This window comes from Xanthomonas sp. A1809, from assembly GCF_017746015.1.
In the GTDB taxonomy this organism is placed as follows: domain Bacteria; phylum Pseudomonadota; class Gammaproteobacteria; order Xanthomonadales; family Xanthomonadaceae; genus Xanthomonas; species Xanthomonas euvesicatoria.
Window position 1 is genome coordinate 40,444 of record NZ_JAGHWZ010000001.1, and the last position, 24,733, is coordinate 65,176.

Below are 24,733 nucleotides of genomic sequence, written 5' to 3' on the forward strand. Positions count from 1 at the left end.
GCATGAAACGACTCGCCCTTACGTCCCTGTTTGCGACAGCACTGCTGGTCACCACCTGCATCGCGTCCGCCGCAGAGCCTGCGCAGTCACCGTTCTCGTTGCCCGCGTTGCCGTATGCCACTAACGCCCTCGAACCTGCAATCGATGCTCGCACGATGGAAATCCATCACGACCGGCATCACAAGGCCTATGTGGACAATCTCAACGCCAAGCTCAAGGACTACCCCGCCTTGGCCACCACCGCATTGGAAGATATCCAGGCCAGCGTGTCGCGGTATGACGCCGCGGTGCGCAACAACGCCGGGGGGCACTACAACCACAGCCTGTTCTGGACGCTGATGGCGCCGGTGGGCAAGGGCGGAAGCCCGTCGCCGGCGCTGAAAGCCAAGCTCGTGCAGACCTTCGGTTCGCAGCACACATTCCAGACCAAGTTCGCCGAGGCGGCCACCAAACTGTTCGGATCGGGCTGGGCCTGGCTGATCCTCAAGCCGGATGGTTCGCTTGCCATCACCACCACGCCGAACCAGGACAACCCACTGATGGATGTGGTCGCCGAGCGCGGCACTCCGCTGCTGGCGCTGGATGTCTGGGAGCACGCCTACTACCTGCATTACCAGAACAAGCGCGCCGACTACATCAAGGCGTGGTGGCCGGTGGTCAACTGGAGCCAGGTCAACACCCGCTATGAGGCGGCCACGCGCAAGCGGTGATCGTTGCCACACCCCGGGGCGTGACGCAACGTAGAGCTGTTCGGCGGAGAGAGGTCGCTTCGCAGCGCTGCCAGCTCGGTGGGGAAGTGACTCTTGTCTTGGTGTCTAGATGGAGATCAACTGCCTACGCTGGCAAGGATTGACGGCTAGCTCGCGCAGTGTCGGATGAGCTCCTTGCAGGGGCATCACCTCACGTAGGGTCGCGCCCGCTAATCCCGTGTAGCAGACTCGACCTAAAGTGGTGAATCTAGGATGACCCTTCCTGCATATGGGCGCTTTAGGGAAGGTCGTGGAGGCCGCTAGATGAGCAAGAAGCCGGACAGCTGCAGCATGGGCCGGATTTATCCTCAAACCTCCTTGGACAATGTATGAACGCTCTCTTGCAACGCCTCAACGTTGGCCGTCGATTGGGAACGGCTTTCGGCATCCTGATCCTCCTGTCAGGTCTGCTCGTTGCGACGGGCCTGATTGCCATGTCGAATGCGCGACTCGAGTTAGACTCGATCGTAAATAGCAACCTTGAGCGAATTCGGCTTTCGTCTGAAATGCTAGATGCCAACACAAATGTCGCGATTGGTCTACGCGATATCGTGATGGTGGATGGAGACGAAGCAAACCGTAAGGCGATGGCCATCGTTGAAACAAACCGTAAGCGCTATAAGACCGCATCAGATGCGCTGTCCGCTATGCCTAGCAGTGAAGCCGAAAAGGCGTCACTTGGGCTTGTGAAGGAAAAGCGCCAGGTATCGGTTGGATACAACAATCAGGTTCTCGATTACGGCTCGCGGGACGAGGACGAGCAGGCCAAAGCGATTCTCCAGGGAGCTGGTGCAGTCGCGATGGAGGCTCAGCAGTCAGCGATACGGGCTAATGCTGAGTTGGAATATCGACTTAGCAAGGAAGCCTACTCCGCAGCCTTAGCGTCCATGCACCGTGGCAAGATTATCCTGACGGCGGGTGGGGGAGCTGTCTTGTTGATCAGTGCTCTGCTGGCCTTGCTCATTACTCGTAGCCTTACAGCTCCATTGAGTCAAGCAACCCAGGCTGCTGAATCTATTGCCGCAGGCAACTTGAGTACCGATGTGCATAGCGCCGCTACTGACGAAACAGGACGCCTGCTGCAGGCGATGAGCAAGATGCAACTGCAGCTGCGCAACCTGATTGCGGCGCAGACTGACATGGCAAAGCGTCACGACGAGGGGCAGATCAGCTTCCGCATCGATGCTGCCGCCTTCCCGGGCGACTACGGCCGCATGGCTGGCGACACTAATGCCCTGGTCGCCTCGCACCTTGCGGTCCAGGCCGACCTAGCGCGCATCATGGGACGCTATGCCATTGGCGACCTCAGTGACGACATGGGCAGTCTGCCAGGTGAGAAGGCCGTATTCACCGACACCATGGCACAGGTCAAGACCAACTTGGCGGCGATGAATCACCAGATCAAGCATCTCGCGCAGGCCGCCGCCAATGGCGACTTCAGCGCACGCGGCGATGCCGAGCGCTTCCAGTACGACTTCCGTGTGATGGTGGAGAGCCTCAACACGTTGATGGCCACGGCCGACAGCAACCTGCAGTCGCTGTCTTCGTTGCTGCAATCGATCGCTGCCGGTGACCTCACCGCGCGTATGAGCGGCGAGTTCCTGGGCGTGTTTGCCCAGATGCGCGACGATGCCAATGCCACTGCCACTCAGTTGACTGAGATCGTCAGCAGCATCAAGACCTCGGCCGTGTCGATCAAGGGTGCGGCCAGCGAGATCGCAGCCGGCAATCAGGACCTGTCGCAGCGCACCGAGCAGCAGGCCGCCAACCTGGAAGAAACTGCTGCATCAATGGAAGAGCTGACCTCTACTGTCAGGCAGAACGCCGAAGGCGCACGCCAGGCCAATCAACTCGCCATCGGCGCAGCCAGCGTGGCCGTTCAGGGTGGCGAGGTGGTCGGCAAGGTGGTCGACACCATGAGCGGCATCGAGGCCTCGTCCAAGCGCATTGCCGACATCATCAGCGTCATCGACGGCATCGCGTTCCAGACCAACATCCTGGCCCTGAATGCCGCCGTGGAAGCGGCGCGTGCCGGCGACCAGGGCCGTGGCTTTGCGGTGGTCGCCTCCGAGGTGCGCACCCTGGCACAGCGTTCGTCCGCAGCAGCGAAGGAGATCAAGAGCCTGATCGACGACTCGGTGCAGCGGGTGGCCGACGGTTCGCAGCTGGTGGACCAGGCCGGCAAGACCATGGCAGAGATCGTCGCCAGCGTGCAGCGCGTCACCAACATCATGGGCGAGATCTCTGCCGCCTCGCAGGAACAGTCGGCCGGCATCGAGCAGGTCAACCAGACCGTCACCCACATGGACGAAGCTACCCAACAGAACGCCGCGCTGGTGGAAGAAGCCACCGCCGCTGCCCGCGCGATGGAAGAACAGGCCCAGCAGCTCACCGAGGCGGTTGCGGTGTTCAAAATCGTCGAACCGAAGGACTCGCCAATGCCAACATCCGCTGCTCACTTTTCACTGGCAGCGAGCGTGAGCAATACAACCGAGAAGCGCGCCGTGAAGACCAAGCCGCGCGCGGTGTTTACAACTGCCAGCAACGAGGCTAGTTGGCAGGAGTTCTAAGTCTGCGAGCGGATGCTTGAGATAGAGAAGCCCCCGCTTGGGCGGGGGGCGCCGCAGAACAAGAGCGTATCGGTTGGGTCATAGGACGAGTTGGGTCATAGGTAGTTCGCGTTGTCGCTGGCCGGGGACGATCCCAACCATCCCGTCACAGCGGCCCGCATCGTCGAGGGTATGGGGTTCGACCCTGTCGTTATTGGTGACCTGGCAGATTCGTGGCGCGTGCAACAGGGCAATCCCGCCTATGTCGGCCCGTATCGTCGCGCCGCGCTGATCGAATGAGGTAGCCGCCGCCGTGCGCGGCAAGGGCGAGGCCAACCGAGACTATTCCGCGAAGTTCGTCGAGCTTCTGGGTGACAATCGTTATCGGGATCAGATCGTCGATCTTCAGCGCCGCATCAACGCGCGGTAATGTACATCTCCTTCTGAACCGGGACGGAGACTGCCCAAGCTGCGCATATCATCGAGTTTTCAAACAGTTCCGATAGTTAGACGGGAAAGCAGGCGCGACGTTGGAACGTTCGCCGCCGCGAAACGGTTCATGTCAGCCTCGCGCCCGGTCTGACTCGTCGTCCGATCGTGTCGAGCAGCCAAAGCAACGTCCCCCGCCCAACGCCGTGTAGACTTGTTTGATAGCGCCGATAGAGCATGGCGTGACCGAGCTGCGCGACGCGGCCCCGGAGAAATCCACCGTTGAAGAAGCCGAAACGCCCGAGCGTACCATAGGCATCGAATCCGCCCAGCGACACCAATCCTCCGAAATCACGGTAGGTCGCCGAAGGAGCTTTTTTTCCCGCGATCAGCGCAGGCAGGTGCCGAGAAAGGTAGCTGGCATGCTGGCTGGCGGCCTGCGCCGTCGTCGGTACTGGTCCGTCATGCCCTAAAAGATGGGCAGCGGCGCAGTCGCCGAGCGCGTAGATGTGCGGGTCCCCTGGCGCCGCGAGCGTAGGACCGACAATAAGTTGTCCGCTATGTGTGCGCTCCATGTCCGCAAGCATGTCGAGCAGCGGCGGCGCCTTCACGCCTGCGGCCCAGACTTTCAGCCCCGCAGGGACGAGCTGGCCGCCTCCGAGTGTGAACCCGCCCTCATCCGCGGCTGTGACGCGTGTTCCTGTCCTCACCTCGATTCCCAGCTGTTCCAGCTTGCGCTGCGCAGCCATCGCCACCCGCTCGGGAAACGGGCCGAGCAGACGCGGCCCAGACTCGATCAGGACAACCCGGAGATGGTTCAACGCACCCGCGATGCCATAACGTTCGGCGACGCCGGCCACTTGGACCAGCTCCGCAGCGAGCTCGACGCCGGTAGCGCCACCTCCTACAATCCCGACCGTCAGCGGCGATGCCGCCACCACGGCCTTCAATAGCTCGACCCGCAGCCGGTCATTGAATGCGATGGCGTCTGATCGGCCGTCGATGCTTTCGCAATGCTCCGCAACGCCAGGCGTGCCGAAGTCGTTCGCTCTGCTGCCGACGGCCAGCACTAGCGTGTCGTAATCGATCGTGCGTTCGGGCACCACCTCCTCGCCCTCGAACGCAAGCGCAGCAAGGTGGATTTGCCGGAGTTTGCGGTCGACACTCACCGCTTCGCCATATTCGAAGCGAAAGCCGTGGCTTAGCGCATGCGCGGCATACACGGTCTGCTGCATGCCGGCATCCGAAGTGCCTGCAGCAATCGTGTGCAGCATAGGTTTCCACACGTAGGCCGTTTCGCGATCAATGAGCGTCACGCTCAATCGTCGGTCGCCCGATCGCCGGCCAGCAAGGCGTGTTGCGATCTCCAACCCTGCGACGCCGCCACCCACTACTACCAGCTTATGTTCGTTGACCATCGTTATCCCTATCTGCCCACCGTGCTGACTGCGGTGGCTTGATTTTTGCTGTCCGACCAGGCTGGTTGCGCCGCAAATCGTCACCGACCACTCGTCGTGATGTCGCAGAGCGGTCGGCGTTTGATTGAGTGCTAGTGGACGACGATCCGCACCCGGCCCACATTCTGCAAAAAGGTGGTCCCGTTGGTGTCATTCCGTCCCTCACGCTGCCCTTCCACCCGGATCGTGATCGCATATTCGCCCGGCGCGCTGAAGCTAACCGTGCGCTTCACGGCTATCGTCCTCCCCGGCTTGGCGACGGGCATGAAAGGCTCGAACTCCAGATCTGGCGTGCCCAGATACCAGGCGTAACGGACGACCTTACCGGCATGTGGAGGCATGGCGATCCGCGCCGACAGCGTCACCGGTTGGTTCACGGCCACCTCTGCGCGCACGTCGCCATTTGCGGTGAGGTCGATCACCGGCTGTAAGCCCCCGCGTGCCACGGCGCTGTCTGGCAGGACAATCTGGTTCATTGCATCGCGGCTGTACTTGGTCGAAGGCAACGGCGCGACGCCGCGCTCCACCCAAGCCGCCATGTCGAGCAGCGCCTGATGGAGTAATCCGCCGACGCTCGCCGTCATGGTCGCCTGCCGGGCCGCCTCCGGCCCGGGCGTGATCGCGGGGAACGCGCCATGCGGCGCATTGTCCTGATAGTAGAGTCGGAACATGTCGTCCGTGGCACGCGGACCAAGTGACCGCCGCACCTGATCGGCATAGAAGCCGCCGACATAGGGATAGGATGCCGGGTCGAACAGATTCTCGAGCACGATCGTTCGGACCTTCAGCTGGCCGGTCTGCCGCCGGCCGCCGGAGGAGCTGATATTGGCGATATAGGCGGTCTGGATGTCGCGCTGCACGTATTTTGGCGTGCCGTCCGTGTTCCTGTACTGATCATAGGCAGGGTTGCCGTTGTCCAGGATCGAGTGGCGCGGGTAAAAGCAAGCCGCCAGCACGAAGCGGTTGTTGATCCTGACCTTCGCACCCTTCGCCAAGGCGCCGAGGAGGACTGGATCGTTGTCGCCTTCGAGCGTCAGCGTGTTGCCGGCGAGCTTGCCGGAAAGCGTGCGGGCGTCGCCCTTCGTCACCCGCGTGACGCCGTCAGGGGCATAGACGTAGAACTGCAGTCCTTCCGCGCCGATCGAGCCAAGTTTGGGAACGGTGGCTGGATCGAAGGTGACGCTGGTCACCGCATCCTTGCTGTCGTGCTGTACGCTCGTGATCATGGCGAAACCGTCTACCTTGGCCGCGGCGAGATAGGCTGACGGGTCCGCACCCTCGTACCCCGGCTTGGACCAGAAATCGTCCTCGTAGCCTGGATCGTATGTCGCCAGCGCGCCTGACAGCGGCAGCGCCGAGCTCACCTCGAACGTCCAGTCCTCCAGCGCCTTGCGCGCGAAGCCGGCGTTCAGCAGCTCTTCTAGGGCGGTGCGTTCGCCGGGAGTGAGTCCCTTGTAGAGGTCGCGCCCGCTGCCCGGCGCAGCCGCAGTTGCCACCGCCAAGCGCTTGGCCTTCGGAACGGCAAGCGCGTAGAGCGCATCCCATTGGAACGAATGCATGTTGAGGCCATCGGTCGCGATCACCACGGGGGCGATGCCGTCCCACACGCCGCTGGTCCCCTCGTTTGCGCCCATCATCTGCACAGATCCTCCGCTCTGGCCATAGATATAGCCGTAGATGCGCGCGCTATTTCCGTATATCCGGTTGGCATAAGCCTTGGCTAGCTTCGCGGCCGCGGCACTTACGCGGTAGCCGCTCACGGTGTTGCCCGGCATCACGCTCACCGTGTAGCCGCCGTGAGTGAACGCAAAGACGCTGTCGACGACGTTCAAATACTCCAACGGCAGCGGATAGGATTGCTGGAAAAAGCGATTGCGCCAGTGTGTCCGGTCAGGGAAGAGCCAAGTGACGGCATGACTGGCCGTGGTCGGGCTTCCCGTTACGCCCTGTGGAAGCTGCGCCCCCGTGTGCGTTGCAGGAAAATGCCCCTTGACCTCGGTGTAGGGAATGGTCGATCCATCCGGCAACGCAAGCATCAGCGACTTTGTACTGTCGATGACGAAAGTGTCATTGTTGTAGTCGGGGTCCGTGCAATCTGCGTCAATCACCAGCGGGGCTTCGGCCCCGTACTGGTTTTCGCCATCGGCAGCGCAAGTCGCAGCATGCGCAGGCGAGGCTGCAACGACGAGCGCCAGTCCGACTACCGTCAATGCTGCTCGGTATGGTGCAAGCAATGTTCCTGCTCTCATTACGATTTCATTTCCTTCTAAATATGAGCCACGAACGGCTGCTTCGAGTAAGCCCAGGTGTCAGGGAATGATGCCAGGACACAACCACGCCCTAGCCGATCATCTGGGTGCCTGCCCGCCTTCACTGTGGGTAAAAACGCTCCAAGCGTTGAAGGCTCCGGTTAGCTCTCGGTGTCGCTCATGCATGCGGGCCGCGTCGCCTTGTCCTCTGACAGGATCCTCGAATACGCAAAGGCCGTGGAAACAGGTTACGGTATCGCGGCTGGGCAACACGTGAAAGACAATCGCGATTAAAGCCAAGTGTTTTTTGAAAAGGCCGTTATCGCGGCGCACTAGTGATTGAAGATTACGTCGCCACCCAATGCTCGGCCCGTCGGCCGCAGCGCGAGAGGAATGAGTCGAGGCAAGACTCCTTGCGGTCGCGGGCACGGCGGCCGAGGCACTACTCCGTCGCTCAACCTTTTTGAGGAGCGCACAAGTTTTCGCGAGGGTAGCCTTCCCGATTGGGAGGGTGTTGTGGCGTGGCCAGTTCCGGCGCGCGCAGACATCCGGATGGCAAACTTGACAGAGCGATCAACCTGCACACAACACCGGTTGCGCGATAACGCCCGTCGATTCCGATAGAGGCGCGTCATCTCGCCAAATCAAGGACGTGCCGGTTTCCTGCTCCCCGAGCACATGACGCAGCCGGCCTGTTTCCTCGAAACAAAAATATTTAAAACCCTTAGTACCTACATGAGAGCCAGGAGGTGTCTGGCCTTGCGTAGGGGCGGTCCGCACTGATCCGTCCATTGACTGGGTGGTCTGATGAGGGACAAGTCTGAGTTCCTGTACTGCGTTTTCATTGTGGCGGCTTCCATCTTGGCTGCCGTCGCGCGTTGTTCCTTTGCTCCCAGTGGTTCGGAGTTCTTCCGTAACGACTGATCCATCGTCCATCGGCACCACACAAGGCCCGGCATTGTCCGGGCCTTGTGTGTTTATGTCGCCGCATCTAGGAGAGATACATGCATCTTGTTGAATCGATGGCCTACAAGGGCCAGACACCTTGGCATGGCCTGGGTAACAGCTTGGGCAAGCACCAACCCATCGAAGTCTGGAGGCGCCAGGCTGGTATGGAATGGGAGATAAAAGAATCGGAGGTGCGTTACACCGCACAGTGTCATGGCTCCAATGGCACGAGTGCCTTTCCTGGGCAGAAAGTGCTCTATCGATCGGACACCCAGGCGCCGCTAGCGGTGGTGTCCAGGCGCTTCCAGGTTGTACAGCCTGGGGAAATTCTGGAGTTCTACCGCGACCTGACAGCACTTCACGGGTTTGAACTTGAAACCGCTGGCGTCCTGCGTGGTGGACAAAAGTTCTGGGCCTTGGCCAGGACCGGACAGAGCACCTCTCTCAAGAAGCGCGACAGGGTTGATGGATACCTGCTGCTGGCAACAGCGTGCGACGGGACCCTGGCAACGACAGCGCAGTTCACGTCCGTTCGCGTGGTATGCAACAACACGCTGCAGATCGCTGTGGGTCAAAGCGCTGGGGCGATCAAGGTGCCGCATCGTAGTCAGTTCCAGCCCGACGCTATCAAGCGGCAACTTGGCATCGTCGTTTCTGGGTGGGAAGACTTCGTGGATCGGATGAAGGCATTGTGCGAATTCCCCGTCGGCCCAGACGCTGCTGATACCCTTATGCGCCGCGTGTTGACCTACGCCATTCCAAGCACGACGCAGGTGGTCAACGAACAGGCGGTGGCTAAAGTGCGCGCGCTGTATGAGGGTGCCGGGCGAGGATCCAAGCTTGCTTCCAGCCGAGCAACGGCTTGGGGTCTGCTCAATGCCGTCACCGAGCACGTTGATCATCATCGACGTGCTCGAAGTAATGACCATCGGCGGGATGCAGCCTGGTTTGGGCAGGGGACCAAGATCAAACAGCGTGCGTGGGAAGAAGTGATGGGGTTGGTAGCGTGATGCCGGCCGGGACACGCACAGGTGCGCCGTGTGAAAGCAGGCTTGTACCATCACAGGAAGCCATCCGCGTACGGGATGACAAGATCGTCGCGCGCGCCCTGCGCATCCTCGAGCAGCGTTTCTGCGAACCAGGGCCACGACTGGGCGATGTCTCCAAGTGTGGCGCCTTCTTCCGGCTACGGCTGGGCGGTGAGATACGGGAGCACTTCGAAGTTGCGTTCCTCGATAACCAGCACAGGCTTATCGGGGTAGAGCGTTTGTTCTCCGGGTCCGTGGAGGGCGCGGAGGTGCATCCGCGCATCGTCGTCCAGCGCGCGTTGGCCTTGAACGCCGCGGCAGTCATCGTGGCTCATAACCACCCGAGTGGCCACACTGAGCCTTCAGCGGCCGACCGGGCTGTCACGGTTCAGTTGAAGACCGTTTTGCACTTGGTGGAGATCCGGCTGCTGGACCATTTCGTGGTCACGGCCCACCAGGCGGTTTCGATGGCCACCCGGGGATGGGTGTAGGCGTAATTTTCTGCAAGCAATGGCGAGTCGCCCGGTCCAGTTGGGCCGGGCATATACGTGCGACTGATGGGGGTGAACGAAAGCCGAGCACATGAGGCCAAGCTCCTTCACTCGCTTGTGTTGCTCCCATTGGGCTTCTGCAAAAGTTCCAACAACTTCGAAAGCATGCCTGGGTCCTGGAGCACAGCCGGAATCAGCTTGGTCAGAACTTTGCGTTGAGCCTCATCTGCTTGAGAGAAGGCAAGGATCGCATCAGCCATGGATGCATCGTCTGCAAGTAGGTAAGCAACCGGCACCTCCAGGACCTGAGCTAGCGTGTTCAGGTTGTCAAAACCAATGGCTGTGACCTGGTGTTCGTACCGGTTGATCCGTGAAGACCCCTTCTCCTTACCGAGGCCCATGCGATCCCCCAGCGCGCGCTGGCTCAAACCGCGCAACTGCCTGGCCTGAGCTAGGCGGGCAGCGAAAAGCGCTCGGGGGGAGGACTCGGGCACAGGGGAATCGTGAAACGAAGATGTCCGGAATCATGACGAAGGCTCTATCGGTGTGGCAGACTCTATCTTCCAGATAGAGGGCGGGCCGCCGCAAGTCAGGAGCGGCTCGCGCGTCCGGCATGCGACGGAAACGACAGGAAGGACAGCAAGGCAGGCATGGATCCATACGAAATCTTGGGCATTCGTCCAAGCGCTGGGGGTGAGGAAATCGAGCTCGCCTACAAAGGACGACGTAGCCAGTACCACCCGGACCGCTATGCAAACTCGGATGCGGAGACGCTGAACTGGGCGACCTCGAAGATGCAGGAGGTCAACCAGGCTTACGCGGCACTTCGGGATACGGTCAGTCGTGCGCGAGTGGATGAGGAAGTGCGAACTAAGTCAGCGCGCCCAGAATGCCCGGCAGATGCCACCTGCGCGCGCGAGCCGGAACAGTCGTATGCACCGACATTGGTGCAGGCGCTGGACGGCCTGGCACTGAACGGTGAACCGCTTGAGCGGATCTTCATCGCGCCGCGTATCCCTCACAAAAAACTTGCCGGCGCATTGGAGTCTTATGGGCAAGGACTACACCCCCAGGATGTGGTCGTGCTGATTGACGACACGCTCTTTGGCGGTGCCCGCGAAGGTGTCCTGATCACCGAGGCACAGATCAGATGCAAGGCGGTGTTCCAGCCCGTGGATATCCGACTGATTGGAGTCCTGTCGGCGATCACGACAGAAGGGAAGTACGTCTACATAAACGGCGAGCGCTTCGCGGATCTGAACATGCCTAACAGAGGCGACTTGAAGACGCTCTTCAAGGCCGTAAGCCGCTATCTGCAGCAAGGCCATTGACAATCACAACAACAGGGGGAAAGAGATGAAATATCTGATTGGGCTCTACGGAGCCTCTGTCGTAGTTGCTGCAATCTGTTTCGCCCATTGGGGGCAATACGCCTACAAAGGCTTTGCCTACAACCTCGGTCGCGCGCTGGTCTGGCCAGCAATTGTGTTCCCGTCGTTCGGAGGGCTTCTCAGCGGGTTGATTTGGCTTGTCGTCATCGGCGGCGTGCTGGTCCTCGTGCGAAGGAGGGCCTAGTCATGGCACGGAATGTTTCGAAGATTGCGGCCGCTCTGGCGGCGTTGCTGATGCTTGGAGCATGCAGCAGCAAGGCAGACAAGGCTCGGAACGAGTTCGTCGACAGCTGCTCCAGCGGTGGAGGGGACGAATCGGTCTGCGAATGCGCCTTCGACAAACTGCAATCGCATTACGGCGAAGAGGGAATTGTTGCAATTCAGTCCGAGGGTTCTCCGCCTCCGGACTTCATCGATCAATTGGCCAATGCAGCACAACAGTGCAGGAAACGATAAGGAAATGAGGATGAAGCAGATTTACCGGGCCGTGATGATCCTACTATCCGCGCTAGCCGTTACGGGGTGTGGCAAAGCAGATGAGGTAACGAAAGCAGGCGATATCAACCTGGCTGGCTGCGAGGTTCCGGCGGGTACCGAGCGGGCAAAGGCCGAGGCTATTCAGTGCGATGCCGCCAAGGACGTAAAAGCTGAGACAGAGAAAGCGCCGCCGCAGGAAGCTGTCCAGATCACACCGGATGCCGAGGTTATCAACGCAGCAATCGCCCAGGAGGCGAAGAAGGCCGACGGAGCGACCGAGTATAAGGACGCGCGGAAACTGGCCGAAGGCGATCTGACCGGGGATGGCAAGCCAGAAGTGGTGGCCTTGTACACCCTGGAAGGCGGTGGCGGTGGCAACGGAGCTGGTAGCTACTTGGCGGCTTTCCAGCGCAAGGAAACCGGCCAGTTGCAGCTGGCCGGTACCACGTCCGTTTCCGGCTTCGGAGTTGCTGCTCAGAATGTGAGCCTGGAAGACGGCACGGTGCATGTGAAGCTGCTTGTACAGGGGCCGGACGATCCGGACTGCTGTCCGTCAACGGAAGAGCAGGCGCTGTACGTGTTTCATGGGAGTAAGTGGCTGCAGGTGCAACCATCACCTTAATCTGTGTCGTAGTGCCCAAGTAGGGGGAGCATTCGCTCCCCCTACTTGGTATCGAGGTGCAAAGCTATTTTTTTGACTTTACAGGCGGCCATCCGGCGTGTAGGAGGGACGTGGTGCAAGGGCGCGGATGCGACGGAACTCGTCCACACCCAGCACGACAACCTGCTCCTTACGCACCAGCCACTCCACTGAGTGGCTAAACCGCTTCGGTGGCAAACCAGCTAGCCGTTCAACCTCGTCGACAAACTTTTCGTCGCTTGAGCGCAGGCCGCGTGCACTCCAAACCGCCTCCAGGACCAGCCGCGCATCATCGGCAGGGCGGGCCTTGCGGGGTGCGTGAGAACGGGCGACCGCACGTGGCTTTTGCTTCGATTCCGGACGAGCAGCTTCGACAAACACCATGTAGTGCTGGGTGAGCGACCACTCCATGATCGTCCAGGCACGCTCAACCATCTCCTGGCTGATCTCGCCTTCTTCTTCGCAGACGACGTGGAAGACAGCAGCCAAGCGCAGCGTGTTTTCCCAGGCGCGGTCAACGGACGGCTTGATGGCATCGTAATGCTTGGGACAGCAATCCGTGATGTCTTCTTTCAGCATGCGCATGCGCACAGAAGCGTCCTTGCTCAGTGCCACCAACGTCCGAGGTGTCTCCGATGGGCATTGCTGTGCCTGACCAACAAGCTTCTTGAGAACCGCCTGCAGGCGATCGTTGTGGCCAGATCCTCCAGCGCGCGATGTCATCAGCGGCTGGGGGGTTGGAAAGCGTTCTGGATCGTGGCAAGCGAGGAGGAGACGCGGCCATAGGCCCTGTTCATACGCCTCCCCAGCACGCTTGTTCAAGCACTTGTAAAAAATGTGAGGCTGGAAGCGAAGGCCGATGCTGAGACGCGCGTCGACTGCCGTCTGGTTGATGCGCTTCACACGGCGCTTGACCGGAGGATCTCCGCTATAAAATTGTGTCAGGACGCCTTCCAGCTTGACCATCTCCGGGATGAAGCGGGTGCCTTCCTCGATCTGGATGGAACAACCTTTACCCAAGCCACACAGACGGTCCATGAGCGCCACGAGGCTGATTTCCTCTAGGATCAGATCATCGTCGGTCTGCGCAGTTTTTCCAGCGGCGAGCTCTTGCCTAAGCTTCTCCTTTGTGTCCTCCTTGAAGGCCTTGAAGAACTGGATCATAGACTGACCTTTACCGATCCCTGAGCGACCCAGCGCTGCCGTAAAAATCGATGTGGGCATCGTCCGTCCGTCAGGGGCGCTCACGTCATGGCGGAGGTGCACGGCCAAGCACGCAGCGGCGATCGCATCGGCGAGCAGGATCTCTGCCGGTGCCTCGGTGAGACGGCCGATCTCACAGGCGGCGTTGTAGAGCGGGTCGGGCAGCGCTTCGATGGGGCAGGGAGGACGGAAGTTGGTGAACATGTTTTGGTCATCCAGAAGTGATGGGGACAAGGGCTTAGAGCACGAGCCATTTGGGGTAGAGGCTGCGAGCGCCGCTGAGTACACGTTTCACATCGCGCAGGCTGTCTTCGTCCTTGCGCGGAGCACCTGAACGGACTGGGGTTTGGAACTCGCTGCGACTGAAGTTCCTTTGCTTGCCACTGGTGGCCTTCAGTACGCAGTCGCGCTTTGTCATGTAGTGGAGGGCGACGCGAATACCGATGAGCTTCTCGATGTCGTTGAGATGCACGACGCCAAGTCCGTTAAATCGGTATTCGTGCCGACGCACATAGCAGTTGAAGTAGCTCGCGCGATCTCCTCCGACAATGCTCACCCAAGCATCGCCGATTGCTTTGCTGAAATAATCGGCATGCATTTGATCGTGGGCATCCAGGAAAAACATGCAATGCCAGTGCATGCCGCGATGGATGCCGTTCTCCCGTTTGTAGATGCCGCCCAAGAATCCGGGCACGATGGATCCATCTCGCAAAAGACGTTGCAAACGCTCGATACGGTTATTAGCTTCTTTGCCGAATCCCCAGGCCCGGTATCCTGGGCGCAAATACAGGTCGACACGCAGCACTACTAGGCGTGTGTAGCGGGAAAATAAGTGAACAACGTACTTGCAGGCGCTCTTGAAATTAGCAGCAGCCTGCCGGCTGTAGTCGTAGCAAGCAAATTTGAATTTCTTGGTATGACTGACCCGGCGGATAAAAGCGATAAGGCGCGTCATTGCGACAAGGGCATTATTGTGGCGCTCGTCCATCGGCATAAAATCGGCGGCACTTGGCCACCAGACAACATCAGCTGCCCACCGTTTCATAGCATGCAGCATCACTGTAATAACAGGGCTGAATTGGTGATCGGCGTAATCGGACACCCAATCTGGGCTGTCGTCTGCTTGGTCGAGAAACATAACGCAGCAGGTCCTTACACGATCCCCTAATTTGGTAAGTTTATAGCCCGGGTGTGGAAGCGCGTTACGCTTGCCGAGTGGAATATAAGCATGGGTAGTTGCTGCGCAAATATCCTCATGGGCTTTGACAAGGCACTTCATCAAAATGCTCAATCGCCGTTCATTGAGTAAACCGGCTTCATCATGGGGGCGGGGGTGCTGGAGACATCCGCTATCCGACATTTCTTGATGCAACTGTTCTTTATTCTGGAGCTGAATAATCTGCGCCTGAGTGAGCCCGGAGATTGCGTGCTTTACATTAGTGGGAGTTGGATCTTTAGACATGATTTTTATTGCAGGCACGACGGTGCGTCGGGCTGCATCTGCCTCGCTAGTGTTTAAGGTTGTTGGGCGATCAGTTCAGGTGGTATGGCACAGTGTACGTGCAACCGTCTAGCTGATTCGAATGTGATGCGTTATACGTTGACTGCTGATGCTTGGGATGCTGCTTTATCCAAGTTGTATCTATGCGGCGCGCATTGTTATATGCAATGTTATATTGGATATATATCCGGAATTAGTTTTCGGCATATAGCCCCACTTATCGTGAAATTTGCCGAGATTCGTGGGTGTATATAAACCGTTACTACGGGCCGGCCGTCCGTCGAGTTGCCGCATTTTTCTTACGCGGCACGAGCACGATCTTCGACCCAGGCATACACTTCACTCGCCAGCCAGCGGACCGCACGAACGCCCATGGCGCGCTGCTTGGGGAACAGGCCAGCGGCGACGTAGTTGTAGATGGACGAGCGGCTAAGGCCAGTGATCCGAGTAACGTCACGGAGACGCAGGTAGTAGTCAGTGGTGGAAGTGCGCATTGGATTGCCTTGGTTGGCGCCACACGTTGCGGCGCTTGTGGTGCCATCTTCGGTCCAGTTGGATGCCTGACCAAATTGCCATTGGAATTTCAAAGTTGCCAAGATCGAGCTTGTCACCTAAGCATTAGCAGAGGGGACGGACCTGATGCGCCCAGGCTCCACGTCCGACCAATTGAGCTACGGGTTAACTTGACGATGTCCAACGCCGTCCAATGTCCCTCAGGTAGGGACTTGCAAGCGAGCTCTACTTGAGTAATATTTCGGAAACCCGCTTTTTTGAGAACAGACTTGTCTTCCGAAAATCAACCACTATCGAGTGCTTCGGTATCCATCGTAGGGGGGCAATCCGACTCTTTGGCAAGCAAAGCTAAGCCGCGGGTTGGCAAAGTAAAGCTCTATGTCGACGTAGAGAACGAGCTGTCGTTGTTGCGTCCCGATCTCAATCTCCTAGATTTTATACGAAGAGAGAATATCCCTCTTTATGTTCGCCTTGATACGCAGCTTTATATTGCGTACATTTATTACGAGGATGGCGGGTTTCCGAGGGCGACATTTAAAAACGGAGTTAGCCATTTTCGATTAAGCACAAACACGATAGAAGATTTGCAAAGAACTGATGGAAGCACTACTTGCATTGAGTTTGTTTGCGGAGGGCTGCTGGAGGTTAAAGCATCGGACACCACTTCGGCGGATTTTGAAGTTCTCGATTTTGAGAGAGGATATGTCGTCGAGCTGACTGATAAGCATAGGTCAGATAGACGTGGTTTTACTCCGGAACCGGTATGGTCCGAACTTGCAAGCAGCTATCTCGCTCATCCAGGTAATATCTACATCTTGGAGCGTGACATGGAGTTTATAAGGAGTGGTTTTATTCCTGATATGCTTGAGTTCCCGCCCAGTCTGGAAGGAGTCACATCTCCAATTCGAATGATGTATAGAGCTGCCTATGAATTCTGGGCAAAAAATCTAGGCGAGGAGGATGTTCGGAATCGTCTGTGCCGTAGTGACCCTACGGTCTTCGCGGTCAAGAGGCTGAATGAAGCAATGGGTGTCATCACGGGTGGGCTTAGAGAGGGGAAAAATGCCATCGCGGAGGCTGATATAAGTCTCGGTGGGCTAGAAAAGCCAGCCAGTGACGCTAAAAGTTTTTTTGACCAGGGATTTTTAACTTCCGAATTGAAGTCGGTGATGCTTATTTCCGCGTGGTGGAATAACTACGCTGGCGCCGCAGATGACGACTTACTTCTGGTCTTGAAGGATCGTCTTAGATTAATGGGTTTTAAAAAATCTAGAGTGCCGCATTTGATGAAGCTTATTATCGGAGACACTCAGTGGAAGGGGCAGGGCATCGACGAAATGTTGCGGAGTGTTAAATTGGGGGCTTCGATGGAAAAATATCCGTGATGCCTCTACTACCGCATCGAGTAAGGCGTTGCTAGAGAGTTTGTGGGAGACCCGGCGCGGCGTTCGCAAAAGCTGCAAGAAGTGGCTATGTCGAAGATCGTATGATGCGTTGCATCGTCCCTCGCTTACTAGGCAAGGGACGGTGTCAGCGTTGCTACATCGTGCGCTGTAGCGGGAGCTGCATGTGCTGCTTCTCAGCAGGCAAGAGAGAGCGCAGGAAATCGTTCCATTCGATGTTAGTAGCCTTGCAGCGCGTCTCAACTTGCTCAACAATCCAATGCGAGTAGACAAGCGCGGGTACGTTGCCTTCTGCGATCTGATCTACTGCTGCGCCGACTAGCCAGCCAAGTGCAACTATTTCATCATCCGTGCCAGCGACAGGGTCATCTTCCACTACGACCGTCCAAGAATCTGTATCGTCACCCTTAACGTAGGCAAGAACCACTCCATCTTCCCCTATAAGTTCAACAATAACGTTGCGCTCGGCATCAAAAACGGCCATCCAATTTTCAACCTTACTTGGGTCTGTCAATGGTCGCGCCTGAGCTTCTTCAGCCTTTCTACGACGCTCCTTGAGCTTTGCTTTTCGTGCCGCATCCGATTTCTTTGCCATTGTTGCTCCCAGCGTCAAACGTGGTACAGGCACCTGCTCAGCAGATGAGGTCTGTCGTCGTCGCAGTCTAAATCCTGCTTCAGTCAGGTACTCATCCCGGTTATGACATTCTCGGCCCTGTCCTGCTCGGGTCATCCGGGGTGTGATCGCGCGCCTGTGCGAGCTCTTGCAGTCGCGTTTGCTCTTGCGTGTCGCGTGCCTGGTTCGCCGCCAGATACTGTTGTTCGGGAACCGCTGCCAGTGCCTCGCTGGTCGGCATGTGCGCGCGGTTGGCATACGGATCCGGAGAGGCTCCAGGGCCACTGCGCACCACGAACATTGTGACACCCCCTGGAAGCTGGTCGGCCGGTACGTTTAGGGCGACGTCGACCTTGTCGCCGGGCTTGAATCCTGCCTCCACAGCCATTTTGTAGGCGCTCGCAACCATGCGATCGCTGCGCTCATCCCACGGTTTGTTGGCGCTCTCATCGAGCTTGGCAATGGACAAGCGCAATTGCTCCACCAGCGCCGCATCTTGAGGCTTCGGGCCAACGACGCTCTGACGATTCATAGATAGCTGCTCGTCTTCCCGGGGATCGTGCGATGCAACAGAGCGCGCACCCATCTGCATTCCCGGTGCGGCGACCTGTGCTGTGGTCGCGACCGTGGCCGGTGTACGCCCCTGCGCATGATCGTCGTCCAGCGAGGACGATCTTCCTGGCGCTGTCTGCGACGACGGCGCGCTGGGTAATGGGGTTTGCGAGGAAGGTGCTGCAGGCTGCTGCGTCTGAGGCGACTGCGCAGGGGAATTGGCTTGGGGTGCATTGGCAGGCACAGCCTGCTGCCGTTCTGCCTGCGATATCTCCGCTGCCGTCGTGGTCGCCCTGATCTCCATGCGGTCGTCGTTCTGGCCAACCACCGTGGCGATTGAGCCATCTTTTTGCAGCTGCAGGAAGAAGGGCATCTGCTTGCCCGTGTCGCGTGCATGGTCTTGTGCAACTGCAGCCGTGGCGGCATCGATCTGGGCTTCAGTGCGCGTAATGCCAGCGCGGGCGTACATCCCGGCCACCTGGCTGTGCAAGTCGCTCTGCGTCGGTGTGGGATTGCTGCGGGCGACCTCCGCCATCGACGCCATGTCTTGAAGCCCGGTCTGTTGGCTCTGCCATGTGCGGTTCAATTCCTCGCGCGTGTTACCGGTGGCCGCATTCGTGCCATAGAGTGTGCCGGGCGTGGTCCATTCGCCGTTAGCGTCGCGGCTGTAGGAATGACCGTCGGAAGCCTGTAACGGCTGCGGTTGCGTGCGTGCGATCGTAATGGCCTGCGGCACCGGTTCGCGATTGGCGAACTCATTCCAGCCGAACTGGTTGTAGGCAATTTGGTAGCGGGCCGCTGTTGCTTCCGGAGTGTTGGCGGCGTTCTGCGCAATGATGGTTTTCGACTGCTGTTCCAACTCAGTCGCACGCTCGGCGCTGATTGAAGCGCCACGGGTGATAGGTATCTTGCCATCGATACTTTCTCTAATTTCAAGCTGCCACTGCCCTGTCTGCGCATTGCGCACATAGTCACGGCCGGTTTCAAAGGGCTCGCGCGGCGGATGCGTTTCGGTCTTGGCATCCAGGCGATATGGATCCTGCGGTTTGGGTGTATTTGCCAGCCCGAGCGAATACGAGTCGTTTGCTGCCCGGTAATTCAGTTCGTCGGCAAGTCGGCCAGCGGCAACCAGGCGGGTCTCCTGATAGCCGCCGCTTGGCAACGGGGCGCTCACCGTACGCGTCCACGTGCCTTGTGGATCTTCCGGATTGCGTGTCCACTCGTTGCCACTGCGGTCTGGCTGTGTGTAGATCCGGTTGATGTCCTGCTTCTCGGCCCAACGTTCGCCAAGATAAGCACCCGCCACGCCGCCGACCAAGCCAGTAGCCAGCGCCCCAGGACCCGTCCAGGACCCTGTGACGGCACCGTAGCCTGCACCAAGCAGGAAGCCGCCTGCGATGCCGCCTGCATTGCGGCCAACGAAGTGCGTGGCTGCTGACTCGGCGCCGGTGTCGTTGCCCTGCGTCCTTAGCTGGACAACGCGGTGGCCGGTCACGGCGAAGTCATAGGCCATCAGCGCGACGCCGGCAGCACCGGCAACACGTGCTCCAGAAAGCGACCCGCGAACGCCGGCCGCTTCTCCTGCAAGACCTTCGCCCGCGACGATACCGCCTTCACCTGGGGCGCCAGGAAGCCGCGGCCCAGCCGGTGGCCGCGCAAGAACCGGGGGCATCTCCTGGGCAAAGGCGAGGCGTAGGCGCGTTTCTACCGGTTCGGTGATTGGCAAGCGACCGGCTTGGTTTGCTTCGGCAATCGCTGTGCCAAGAGATTGCCGGCCACCCCATCTATCACTGAGGGTGGATGATCCCTGCTGATCGATCGCATCCAACGCCAGTTGGACATTGCCTTCAGACCGCGTCACGCCGGCCCAGCGCGCCTCTGCTGCGGCCATCTCTCCCACATCGGCAATCTGCCCAGCATGACTTTGTTGGTAAGCCGCGAGATCGCCATGAAAAGCCCGAATCTTTGCGTTCGCCTGCTGTGGGGTCATGCCCTGCGGCGTGTTGCTTACAAGGTCGCCATTGACCAGGCCCACCTTGAGTGTGTCGGTCAGGCCATTGACCCTAGCCGCGATGCGCTGTGCTGCGGCTTGATCGCCGCGCAGCGTTGCTTGGCCGTCGGGGGACAGTTCCAATCTTTCAAGCCGATTCGCAAGTTCCTCTGAATACGCCCCAAGCGGTCCGCCGGGGTGAGGCGACAATCCCATTTTCGCCGCCAGCGCCTGGTCGGCCGGAAGATTGAGCATGTTGCGTGGACCATGCAGGTCGAACAAGCCGCTTTTGGAAAGCGACTGCAGCAACCGGCTCTCACTGAAAGCCGCTTGCTCAATGACATGGTGTCCTTGGAAAGCCGGTGTGTCAGCCATCGGTGCAACTCCCGCTCAGAAATCCGTATCGAGGGTTTGACGCGTTAGAGGTCTGCGGCGTCTCGCAGCGAAGGGCCGCTAAGTTGGGCCGCGCTCAAGGCATCGAACAGAACGCGGTCACAAATGGCCTCGGTTCCTAGGCGTGATTGACGGAAGATGTGGGCGTTACCAACGACTTCCCGCTTGAATACAAGGCTTGCACCGCCGGAGACGCTGTAGAAGTTGAGGTCTTCCCCGGTCTCGTAATCGTGTTCGATCTCGATCTGGACCCGCGATTCACTTTCATCAAGCGCATCAAGCCAACGCGTCACGCTGCAGAGGTAGTACTGAGGACCCTGCGTGCCGTCTGCAAGAGTGAAGTCGCAAGCCGCGAAGGCGAAGCCTTCCGGATCAACGGCGTCGAACACCTGTTTCAATGCTTCCGAAACGATCCAGATGCCCGCCAGCTTCTCAAAATCACGTGGCATCTCTTGCTGTCCCGGCACCTGCACTAGGTGCGGCCTCACCGGATACTGGTTTGGATCACCATTGGGTGGATCCATGGTGTTCATGCCAGGGGGTAGAAGCAGCTCTTCGTTGGCGATCTTCAAGCCAGCGCTCTGACCATTGCCTCGGAAGCTTGGCCGGAGGACAAAAAATTCTCCTAGGTGGGAGTCGCTCGCAATGGTGACGGGAATTGCTGTCTGATCATTCATTGTGGCTTCCGTTGTCAATGGGTGCGCTGCACATTGCAGCTGATTCCTTCGGCTCTAGCGATTCTAGGGCAACAGGCGACCTGCTTGTGAGTAACCTTGGGGGTTTCTCGGACATATTAATGCCTTGGAAATGCAAGACTCGGAGGTATCCGTGAGCAGCAGTTGGTGTATGGATGAGTTCAAGGTCAAGGCGATCCGGGAATTGACCGATCGTAGGTCTAGGGAGGTAGAAGTCGCCGAGCGGCTGGGGGGCACGCGCAGATTAGGCCTGGCTACGCAAGTTTGGGGCGAAGCAAACCCGCGTCCGGCTGTCTGGTTCACTCGAACCAAGGGTGGGTCTACACCAGTGATGACTGGAAGTCATCTGGCATCCAATGGTTTGGTGTGCAGCATGATTCGGCGTGGCAACTGCCACGACAAAGTACCGGTGGAGAGCTTCTTTGGCCTGCTCAACGCGAGCGGATAAGGTAGCGGATCTATCTCACCAAGGAGGCCGAACGCGCCGAGGTATTCGATTACATCGACAAGGTCTACAACTCCAGACGCCGTCATGGTTCAACTGGCGACCTATCCCCTATATCGTTTGAATGTCGCTACGGGCTATGTAAGCGTCTGTGAAACCCTGCGCGTTCAGCTGGTGCGGCCTGAGGGGTATCAAGAGTGATTGTGTGGCTACGAGGAAGGACGGCCTCACTGGCAAGTTTCCACACCGAAGTGGACAACCCTCAAGCCAGCAATTTCCCTTCATGTGACTGCCTTCAGTCTCGCAGCACCGCCGACAAATTTTCTGCTGTCTACGTAGCCGGTTGATAGCCTAATCGTTCCCGTTGAAGGGTGCAACGGCAGCCTTGCTGCAGGATTCCGGGCGGCCCAGCAGCAATCTCAAACACCACTTATCTCAAGTGAAATCCGGGAAGCCGACTTAGAGCAGGCGCCGCGGGGGCTTTGCAACGCGCGATTTCCAAGGCGTTCGGGCTTTCTAGACGTATGAGTTATAGCTGCTGGTGAGTGATCGAGCGGGGCGAAGAACTTCATTTGTTATATGAGCACGAAGGTATTCGTGTTCCGGAGACCATACGGCAACTGGTGAAAGTATGCGCGCATAGGTGCGAGACAGCGGGTCGCTGAGCTTTCTACCCACGCAGGCTATTACTATTGGGCAAGGTCGTGGCGTCAATTCGAGCCAGCTTACGTCGGCTTGGTTGTCGAACAACAAAGTGTCTTCTTCCCCTAGGCGGTACACCGTGAGATTGCGGCGTCGTAGCCTAGGTCGTTAAGCAGCAGGCTTAATGACCGCAGTAGCTGGGACCTGTGCCTGCGGAGTCAGCACCGGCATCGGGATGTCCGGCATGGCTTGTTTCCAGAGTTCAGCCGAAAATACAGACCAAGCGCCAATGCTGCTCTGAAGGAAAAGGATGTCGGCTTGTAGTTGCCCGCCCAGCTCGTTGGGGTAGAGCACGTTATAGCTGATGCCCTCTAGCGACGAGGGATCCTCCGTCTTGCGCGCAACCTCCCGCAGGATGCTGAAGTGCGCCAGGTAGCGTCCAAGCGAAGCAGTAAGTACGGCGTTGGACGACAGGACCAGGCCGCCCTTGTCGTGGATCAATGCGCTCATCTGCTCGCCGATGGCGACGATCTCATTGACCATCGGCAAGGTTTCCGGATGTGCCTTCGCTAGCTCGTGCATGGCTTCGATCAAGCGGAATCTGACCGGCTCACTCTTTGATGGATCGCAGATGAAGAGGTGTTCCTGCCCGTCAGCTTCCTTTTTAAACTGAAAGCGCGCAGGACTCTTGGCGTGAAGATGATCGCAGATCTGTCGCCGCACCCCCGAGGTGCGCTGCAAACTCAGTAACAGGGGGTAATAGAACTCGTGTGCCTGTCGGGACCGGTACTCGACGATTTCTGTCTGCGCCTTGAAAGCGGCGCTCGCGCGATTGGCCTTTTCAGTGGCGACCCGTTGCTTGCCGTGAAGCCAAATATTGATTCCGCCACCGACGAGGACGCCGAAAAGGCCCAGCAGTGCCGGCCAGAGCTTTTCCAACCAGCCTGTAGCCCTGCTGTCTTGGATGAACTGCCGTAGCCGCAAATCGCTGGCGTCAAGCTCAGAACGCAATGCCGCTGTTGTGAGGCCCTGCTCGACCGAAATCGGGCTGACAGTGTGGAGTTGCGCCGCGGGATGGGGCGGCATGCTTGGGCTCGCCTGTACCGTTGGCTTACTAGGTTGAAGGGGCGTCGACGTGCTTTGTGCCGTAACGGCACCCGCGCCGACGAAGGTCAACATTCCAGCAAGCCCCGATCGCCATAACCAGTTCATTGTGACTCCCCTGCTTCTATAGCGACCTAGTGTCCGGTCTCCGCATACTTAGTTCCATCCCCCGGACGCGGCATGGGCGCGGAATGATGTCGACAATTCGCTCGGCTAGATAAAATCAATAAAATCAATAACTTATAGGGGTTACCTTCGGGTTAACAATGCGCGCTGGCGGCATTCGCCAGGAAACTCGTTGTCCGCTGGCGGTCTCCGCCAGTAGACTGCCGGTATGGCCCTTCCCGCGCTTCCCGACGACGTTCAATTCTCTGGTCACGAGACCTTCCCGCTTCGCCAATTGTGGCTGCGAAAGGCCTACGAGGCTGCGCAACACCCTGATTTTTTTGGCAATGCCAAGTTGGCGTTTGCGCCGGAAAACGGCATTCGCCGTTTCGGGGTAGGCAAGAACATGGTCTCCGCGATCCGCCATTGGGCATTGGCCTGCGACGTTCTGGAGGAACAGCCCGCAGGGAAGATGGGTGTCGGCACGGTCGGCCGAGCGCTCTTCGGCGGCCGAGGTCTCGATCCCTATCTGGAAAAGCCGGCAAGTGCGTGGTGGGTGCATTGGCTGCTCGCAGGGCGCGCAAAGCGATCGACCACGTGGTGGTGGGTCTTCAATCGCATCAATCAGCAAACCTTCGAGTCTGAAAAGGTCGCGCTTGCGCTTGCTCATGCAGCTGAGCAGGCGGGGCACCGCGTCTCCTACGTCACCCTTAAGCGGGACGTGGATGTATGCCTGCGCTGCTATGTGGCTCGCCGAGATGGACGTGAGGCCGATGATGCCGCCGAACCTCTCCTGGCAGATCTCGGCCTGTTGGCCGAAGGGCCGATTGGCACATTCCGGTTCAGGCGCGGCGCGCAGTCCTCGCTACCCGATGGGCTGTTTGCGCTTGCGCTGCTCGACTTCTGGGAAAGCAAGGAGCGGTCTAGCGGCTCGGGCCAAGCGACTTTGTCTTTCGAAGCCATTGCGCACGAATTCGGTGCGCCGGGGCGGGTGTTCAAGCTGGACGAGAATTCGGTGGGCGACCGCCTGACGAACCTAGAGGAGATCTCCGAAGGGCAATTGCGCTGGAGTGATACGGCGGGTGTTCGGCATGTTAGTCGGATTCTGACCGAACCACAGGATGCGCTCAAACAACGACTTCTCAAGCACGCATATGGCAAGTAGC

21 protein-coding genes and 1 pseudogene are annotated in these 24,733 nt (G+C 58.8%); 12 read left to right on the plus strand and 10 right to left on the minus strand.

The window, feature by feature from the left end; translation table 11 throughout:
• Window positions 1-2 precede the first annotated feature (2 nt).
• The 3 genes from J7396_RS00155 to J7396_RS00165 all read left to right on the plus strand — a co-directional run bounded on the left by J7396_RS00155 (window position 3) and on the right by J7396_RS00165 (window position 3,598).
• Entirely contained in the window at window positions 3-710 is a 708-nt protein-coding gene (locus J7396_RS00155) for a superoxide dismutase (protein WP_209260726.1), read from the plus strand.
• Window positions 711-1,078: 368 nt separating this feature from the next.
• On the plus strand, window positions 1,079-3,319 hold the full coding sequence (locus J7396_RS00160; RefSeq protein WP_209260727.1) for a methyl-accepting chemotaxis protein: 2,241 nt from the start codon (window positions 1,079-1,081) through the stop codon (window positions 3,317-3,319).
• Window positions 3,320-3,430: 111 nt separating this feature from the next.
• Window positions 3,431-3,598 carry a hypothetical protein gene (locus J7396_RS00165; protein WP_209260728.1) on the plus strand — a complete coding sequence of 56 codons (168 nt, stop codon included), beginning with the start codon at window positions 3,431-3,433 and terminating at the stop codon, window positions 3,596-3,598.
• A gap of 257 nt (window positions 3,599-3,855) precedes the next feature.
• Here J7396_RS00165 and J7396_RS00170 read toward each other — a convergent pair whose 3' ends face one another.
• On the minus strand, window positions 3,856-5,145 hold the full coding sequence (locus J7396_RS00170) for an FAD-dependent oxidoreductase (protein WP_209260729.1): 1,290 nt from the start codon (window positions 5,143-5,145) through the stop codon (window positions 3,856-3,858).
• A gap of 131 nt (window positions 5,146-5,276) precedes the next feature.
• Window positions 5,277-7,433 carry a hypothetical protein gene (locus tag J7396_RS00175; RefSeq protein WP_209260730.1) on the minus strand — a complete coding sequence of 719 codons (2,157 nt, stop codon included), beginning with the start codon at window positions 7,431-7,433 and terminating at the stop codon, window positions 5,277-5,279.
• A 1,004-nt stretch (window positions 7,434-8,437) separates the two neighbouring features.
• Here J7396_RS00175 and J7396_RS00180 point away from each other — a divergent pair.
• Window positions 8,438-9,391 (plus strand): DUF932 domain-containing protein, encoded by a 954-nt coding sequence (locus tag J7396_RS00180; RefSeq protein WP_209260731.1) that lies wholly within the window; start codon window positions 8,438-8,440, stop codon window positions 9,389-9,391.
• Window positions 9,391-9,900, plus strand: coding sequence for a JAB domain-containing protein (locus J7396_RS22475; protein WP_209260732.1), 510 nt, complete (start codon window positions 9,391-9,393; stop codon window positions 9,898-9,900). The genes J7396_RS00180 and J7396_RS22475 overlap by 1 nt, the downstream gene beginning before the upstream one ends.
• A 107-nt stretch (window positions 9,901-10,007) precedes the next feature.
• On the opposite strand, the gene J7396_RS00190 is transcribed toward J7396_RS22475, so the two are convergent.
• Window positions 10,008-10,394, minus strand: coding sequence for a helix-turn-helix domain-containing protein (locus J7396_RS00190; protein ID WP_209260733.1), 387 nt, complete (start codon window positions 10,392-10,394; stop codon window positions 10,008-10,010).
• A 156-nt stretch (window positions 10,395-10,550) separates the two neighbouring features.
• On the opposite strand from J7396_RS00190, the gene J7396_RS00195 reads away from it, so the two are divergent.
• From J7396_RS00195 to J7396_RS00210, 4 genes are read left to right on the plus strand one after another with little or no spacing between them, the layout of a single operon-like run.
• Complete coding sequence (locus tag J7396_RS00195; protein WP_209260734.1) at window positions 10,551-11,231, plus strand: DnaJ domain-containing protein; 681 nt, start codon at window positions 10,551-10,553, stop codon at window positions 11,229-11,231.
• Between the two features lie 25 nt (window positions 11,232-11,256).
• Window positions 11,257-11,475, plus strand: coding sequence for a hypothetical protein (locus J7396_RS00200; RefSeq protein WP_209260735.1), 219 nt, complete (start codon window positions 11,257-11,259; stop codon window positions 11,473-11,475).
• Window positions 11,476-11,477: 2 nt separating this feature from the next.
• A complete protein-coding gene (locus tag J7396_RS00205; RefSeq protein ID WP_209260736.1) occupies window positions 11,478-11,747 on the plus strand; it encodes a hypothetical protein in 270 nt (89 codons plus the stop codon).
• 10 nt (window positions 11,748-11,757) lie between these two features.
• Complete coding sequence (locus J7396_RS00210; protein ID WP_244669447.1) at window positions 11,758-12,390, plus strand: hypothetical protein; 633 nt, start codon at window positions 11,758-11,760, stop codon at window positions 12,388-12,390.
• 78 nt (window positions 12,391-12,468) lie between these two features.
• Here J7396_RS00210 and J7396_RS00215 read toward each other — a convergent pair whose 3' ends face one another.
• The 3 genes from J7396_RS00215 to J7396_RS22765 form a co-directional block, all read right to left on the minus strand.
• The gene (locus tag J7396_RS00215) at window positions 12,469-13,815 is read right to left on the minus strand and encodes a DUF3987 domain-containing protein (protein ID WP_209260737.1); all 1,347 of its coding nucleotides are present in this window, start codon (window positions 13,813-13,815) and stop codon (window positions 12,469-12,471) included.
• 34 nt (window positions 13,816-13,849) lie between these two features.
• The gene (locus J7396_RS00220; protein ID WP_209260738.1) at window positions 13,850-15,073 is read right to left on the minus strand and encodes an inovirus-type Gp2 protein; all 1,224 of its coding nucleotides are present in this window, start codon (window positions 15,071-15,073) and stop codon (window positions 13,850-13,852) included.
• Window positions 15,074-15,411: 338 nt separating this feature from the next.
• Window positions 15,412-15,723, minus strand: a complete 312-nt coding sequence (locus J7396_RS22765) for an AlpA family transcriptional regulator (RefSeq protein WP_209260739.1) — start codon at window positions 15,721-15,723, stop codon at window positions 15,412-15,414.
• Between the two features lie 171 nt (window positions 15,724-15,894).
• Here J7396_RS22765 and J7396_RS00230 point away from each other — a divergent pair, with 171 nt between their 5' ends.
• Complete coding sequence (locus tag J7396_RS00230) at window positions 15,895-17,010, plus strand: hypothetical protein (protein ID WP_209260740.1); 1,116 nt, start codon at window positions 15,895-15,897, stop codon at window positions 17,008-17,010.
• 154 nt (window positions 17,011-17,164) lie between these two features.
• On the opposite strand, the gene J7396_RS00235 is transcribed toward J7396_RS00230, so the two are convergent.
• The 3 genes from J7396_RS00235 to J7396_RS00245 all read right to left on the minus strand — a co-directional run bounded on the left by J7396_RS00235 (window position 17,165) and on the right by J7396_RS00245 (window position 21,253).
• On the minus strand, window positions 17,165-17,623 hold the full coding sequence (locus J7396_RS00235; protein ID WP_209260741.1) for a hypothetical protein: 459 nt from the start codon (window positions 17,621-17,623) through the stop codon (window positions 17,165-17,167).
• A 100-nt stretch (window positions 17,624-17,723) separates the two neighbouring features.
• Complete coding sequence (locus J7396_RS00240; protein ID WP_209260742.1) at window positions 17,724-20,558, minus strand: XVIPCD domain-containing protein; 2,835 nt, start codon at window positions 20,556-20,558, stop codon at window positions 17,724-17,726.
• 44 nt (window positions 20,559-20,602) lie between these two features.
• Window positions 20,603-21,253, minus strand: coding sequence for a DUF1629 domain-containing protein (locus J7396_RS00245; RefSeq protein ID WP_209260743.1), 651 nt, complete (start codon window positions 21,251-21,253; stop codon window positions 20,603-20,605).
• Window positions 21,254-21,529: 276 nt separating this feature from the next.
• Between J7396_RS00245 and J7396_RS00250 the strand changes: the two are divergent.
• A pseudogene (locus tag J7396_RS00250) lies at window positions 21,530-21,871 on the plus strand (IS3 family transposase); the annotation flags it as partial.
• A gap of 655 nt (window positions 21,872-22,526) precedes the next feature.
• Here J7396_RS00250 and J7396_RS00255 read toward each other — a convergent pair.
• Window positions 22,527-23,570 carry a hypothetical protein gene (locus J7396_RS00255; RefSeq protein WP_209260744.1) on the minus strand — a complete coding sequence of 348 codons (1,044 nt, stop codon included), beginning with the start codon at window positions 23,568-23,570 and terminating at the stop codon, window positions 22,527-22,529.
• Window positions 23,571-23,796: 226 nt separating this feature from the next.
• On the opposite strand from J7396_RS00255, the gene J7396_RS00260 reads away from it, so the two are divergent.
• Entirely contained in the window at window positions 23,797-24,732 is a 936-nt protein-coding gene (locus J7396_RS00260) for a DUF4007 family protein (protein ID WP_209260745.1), read from the plus strand.
• The last annotated feature ends 1 nt before the right edge of the window (window position 24,733 follow it).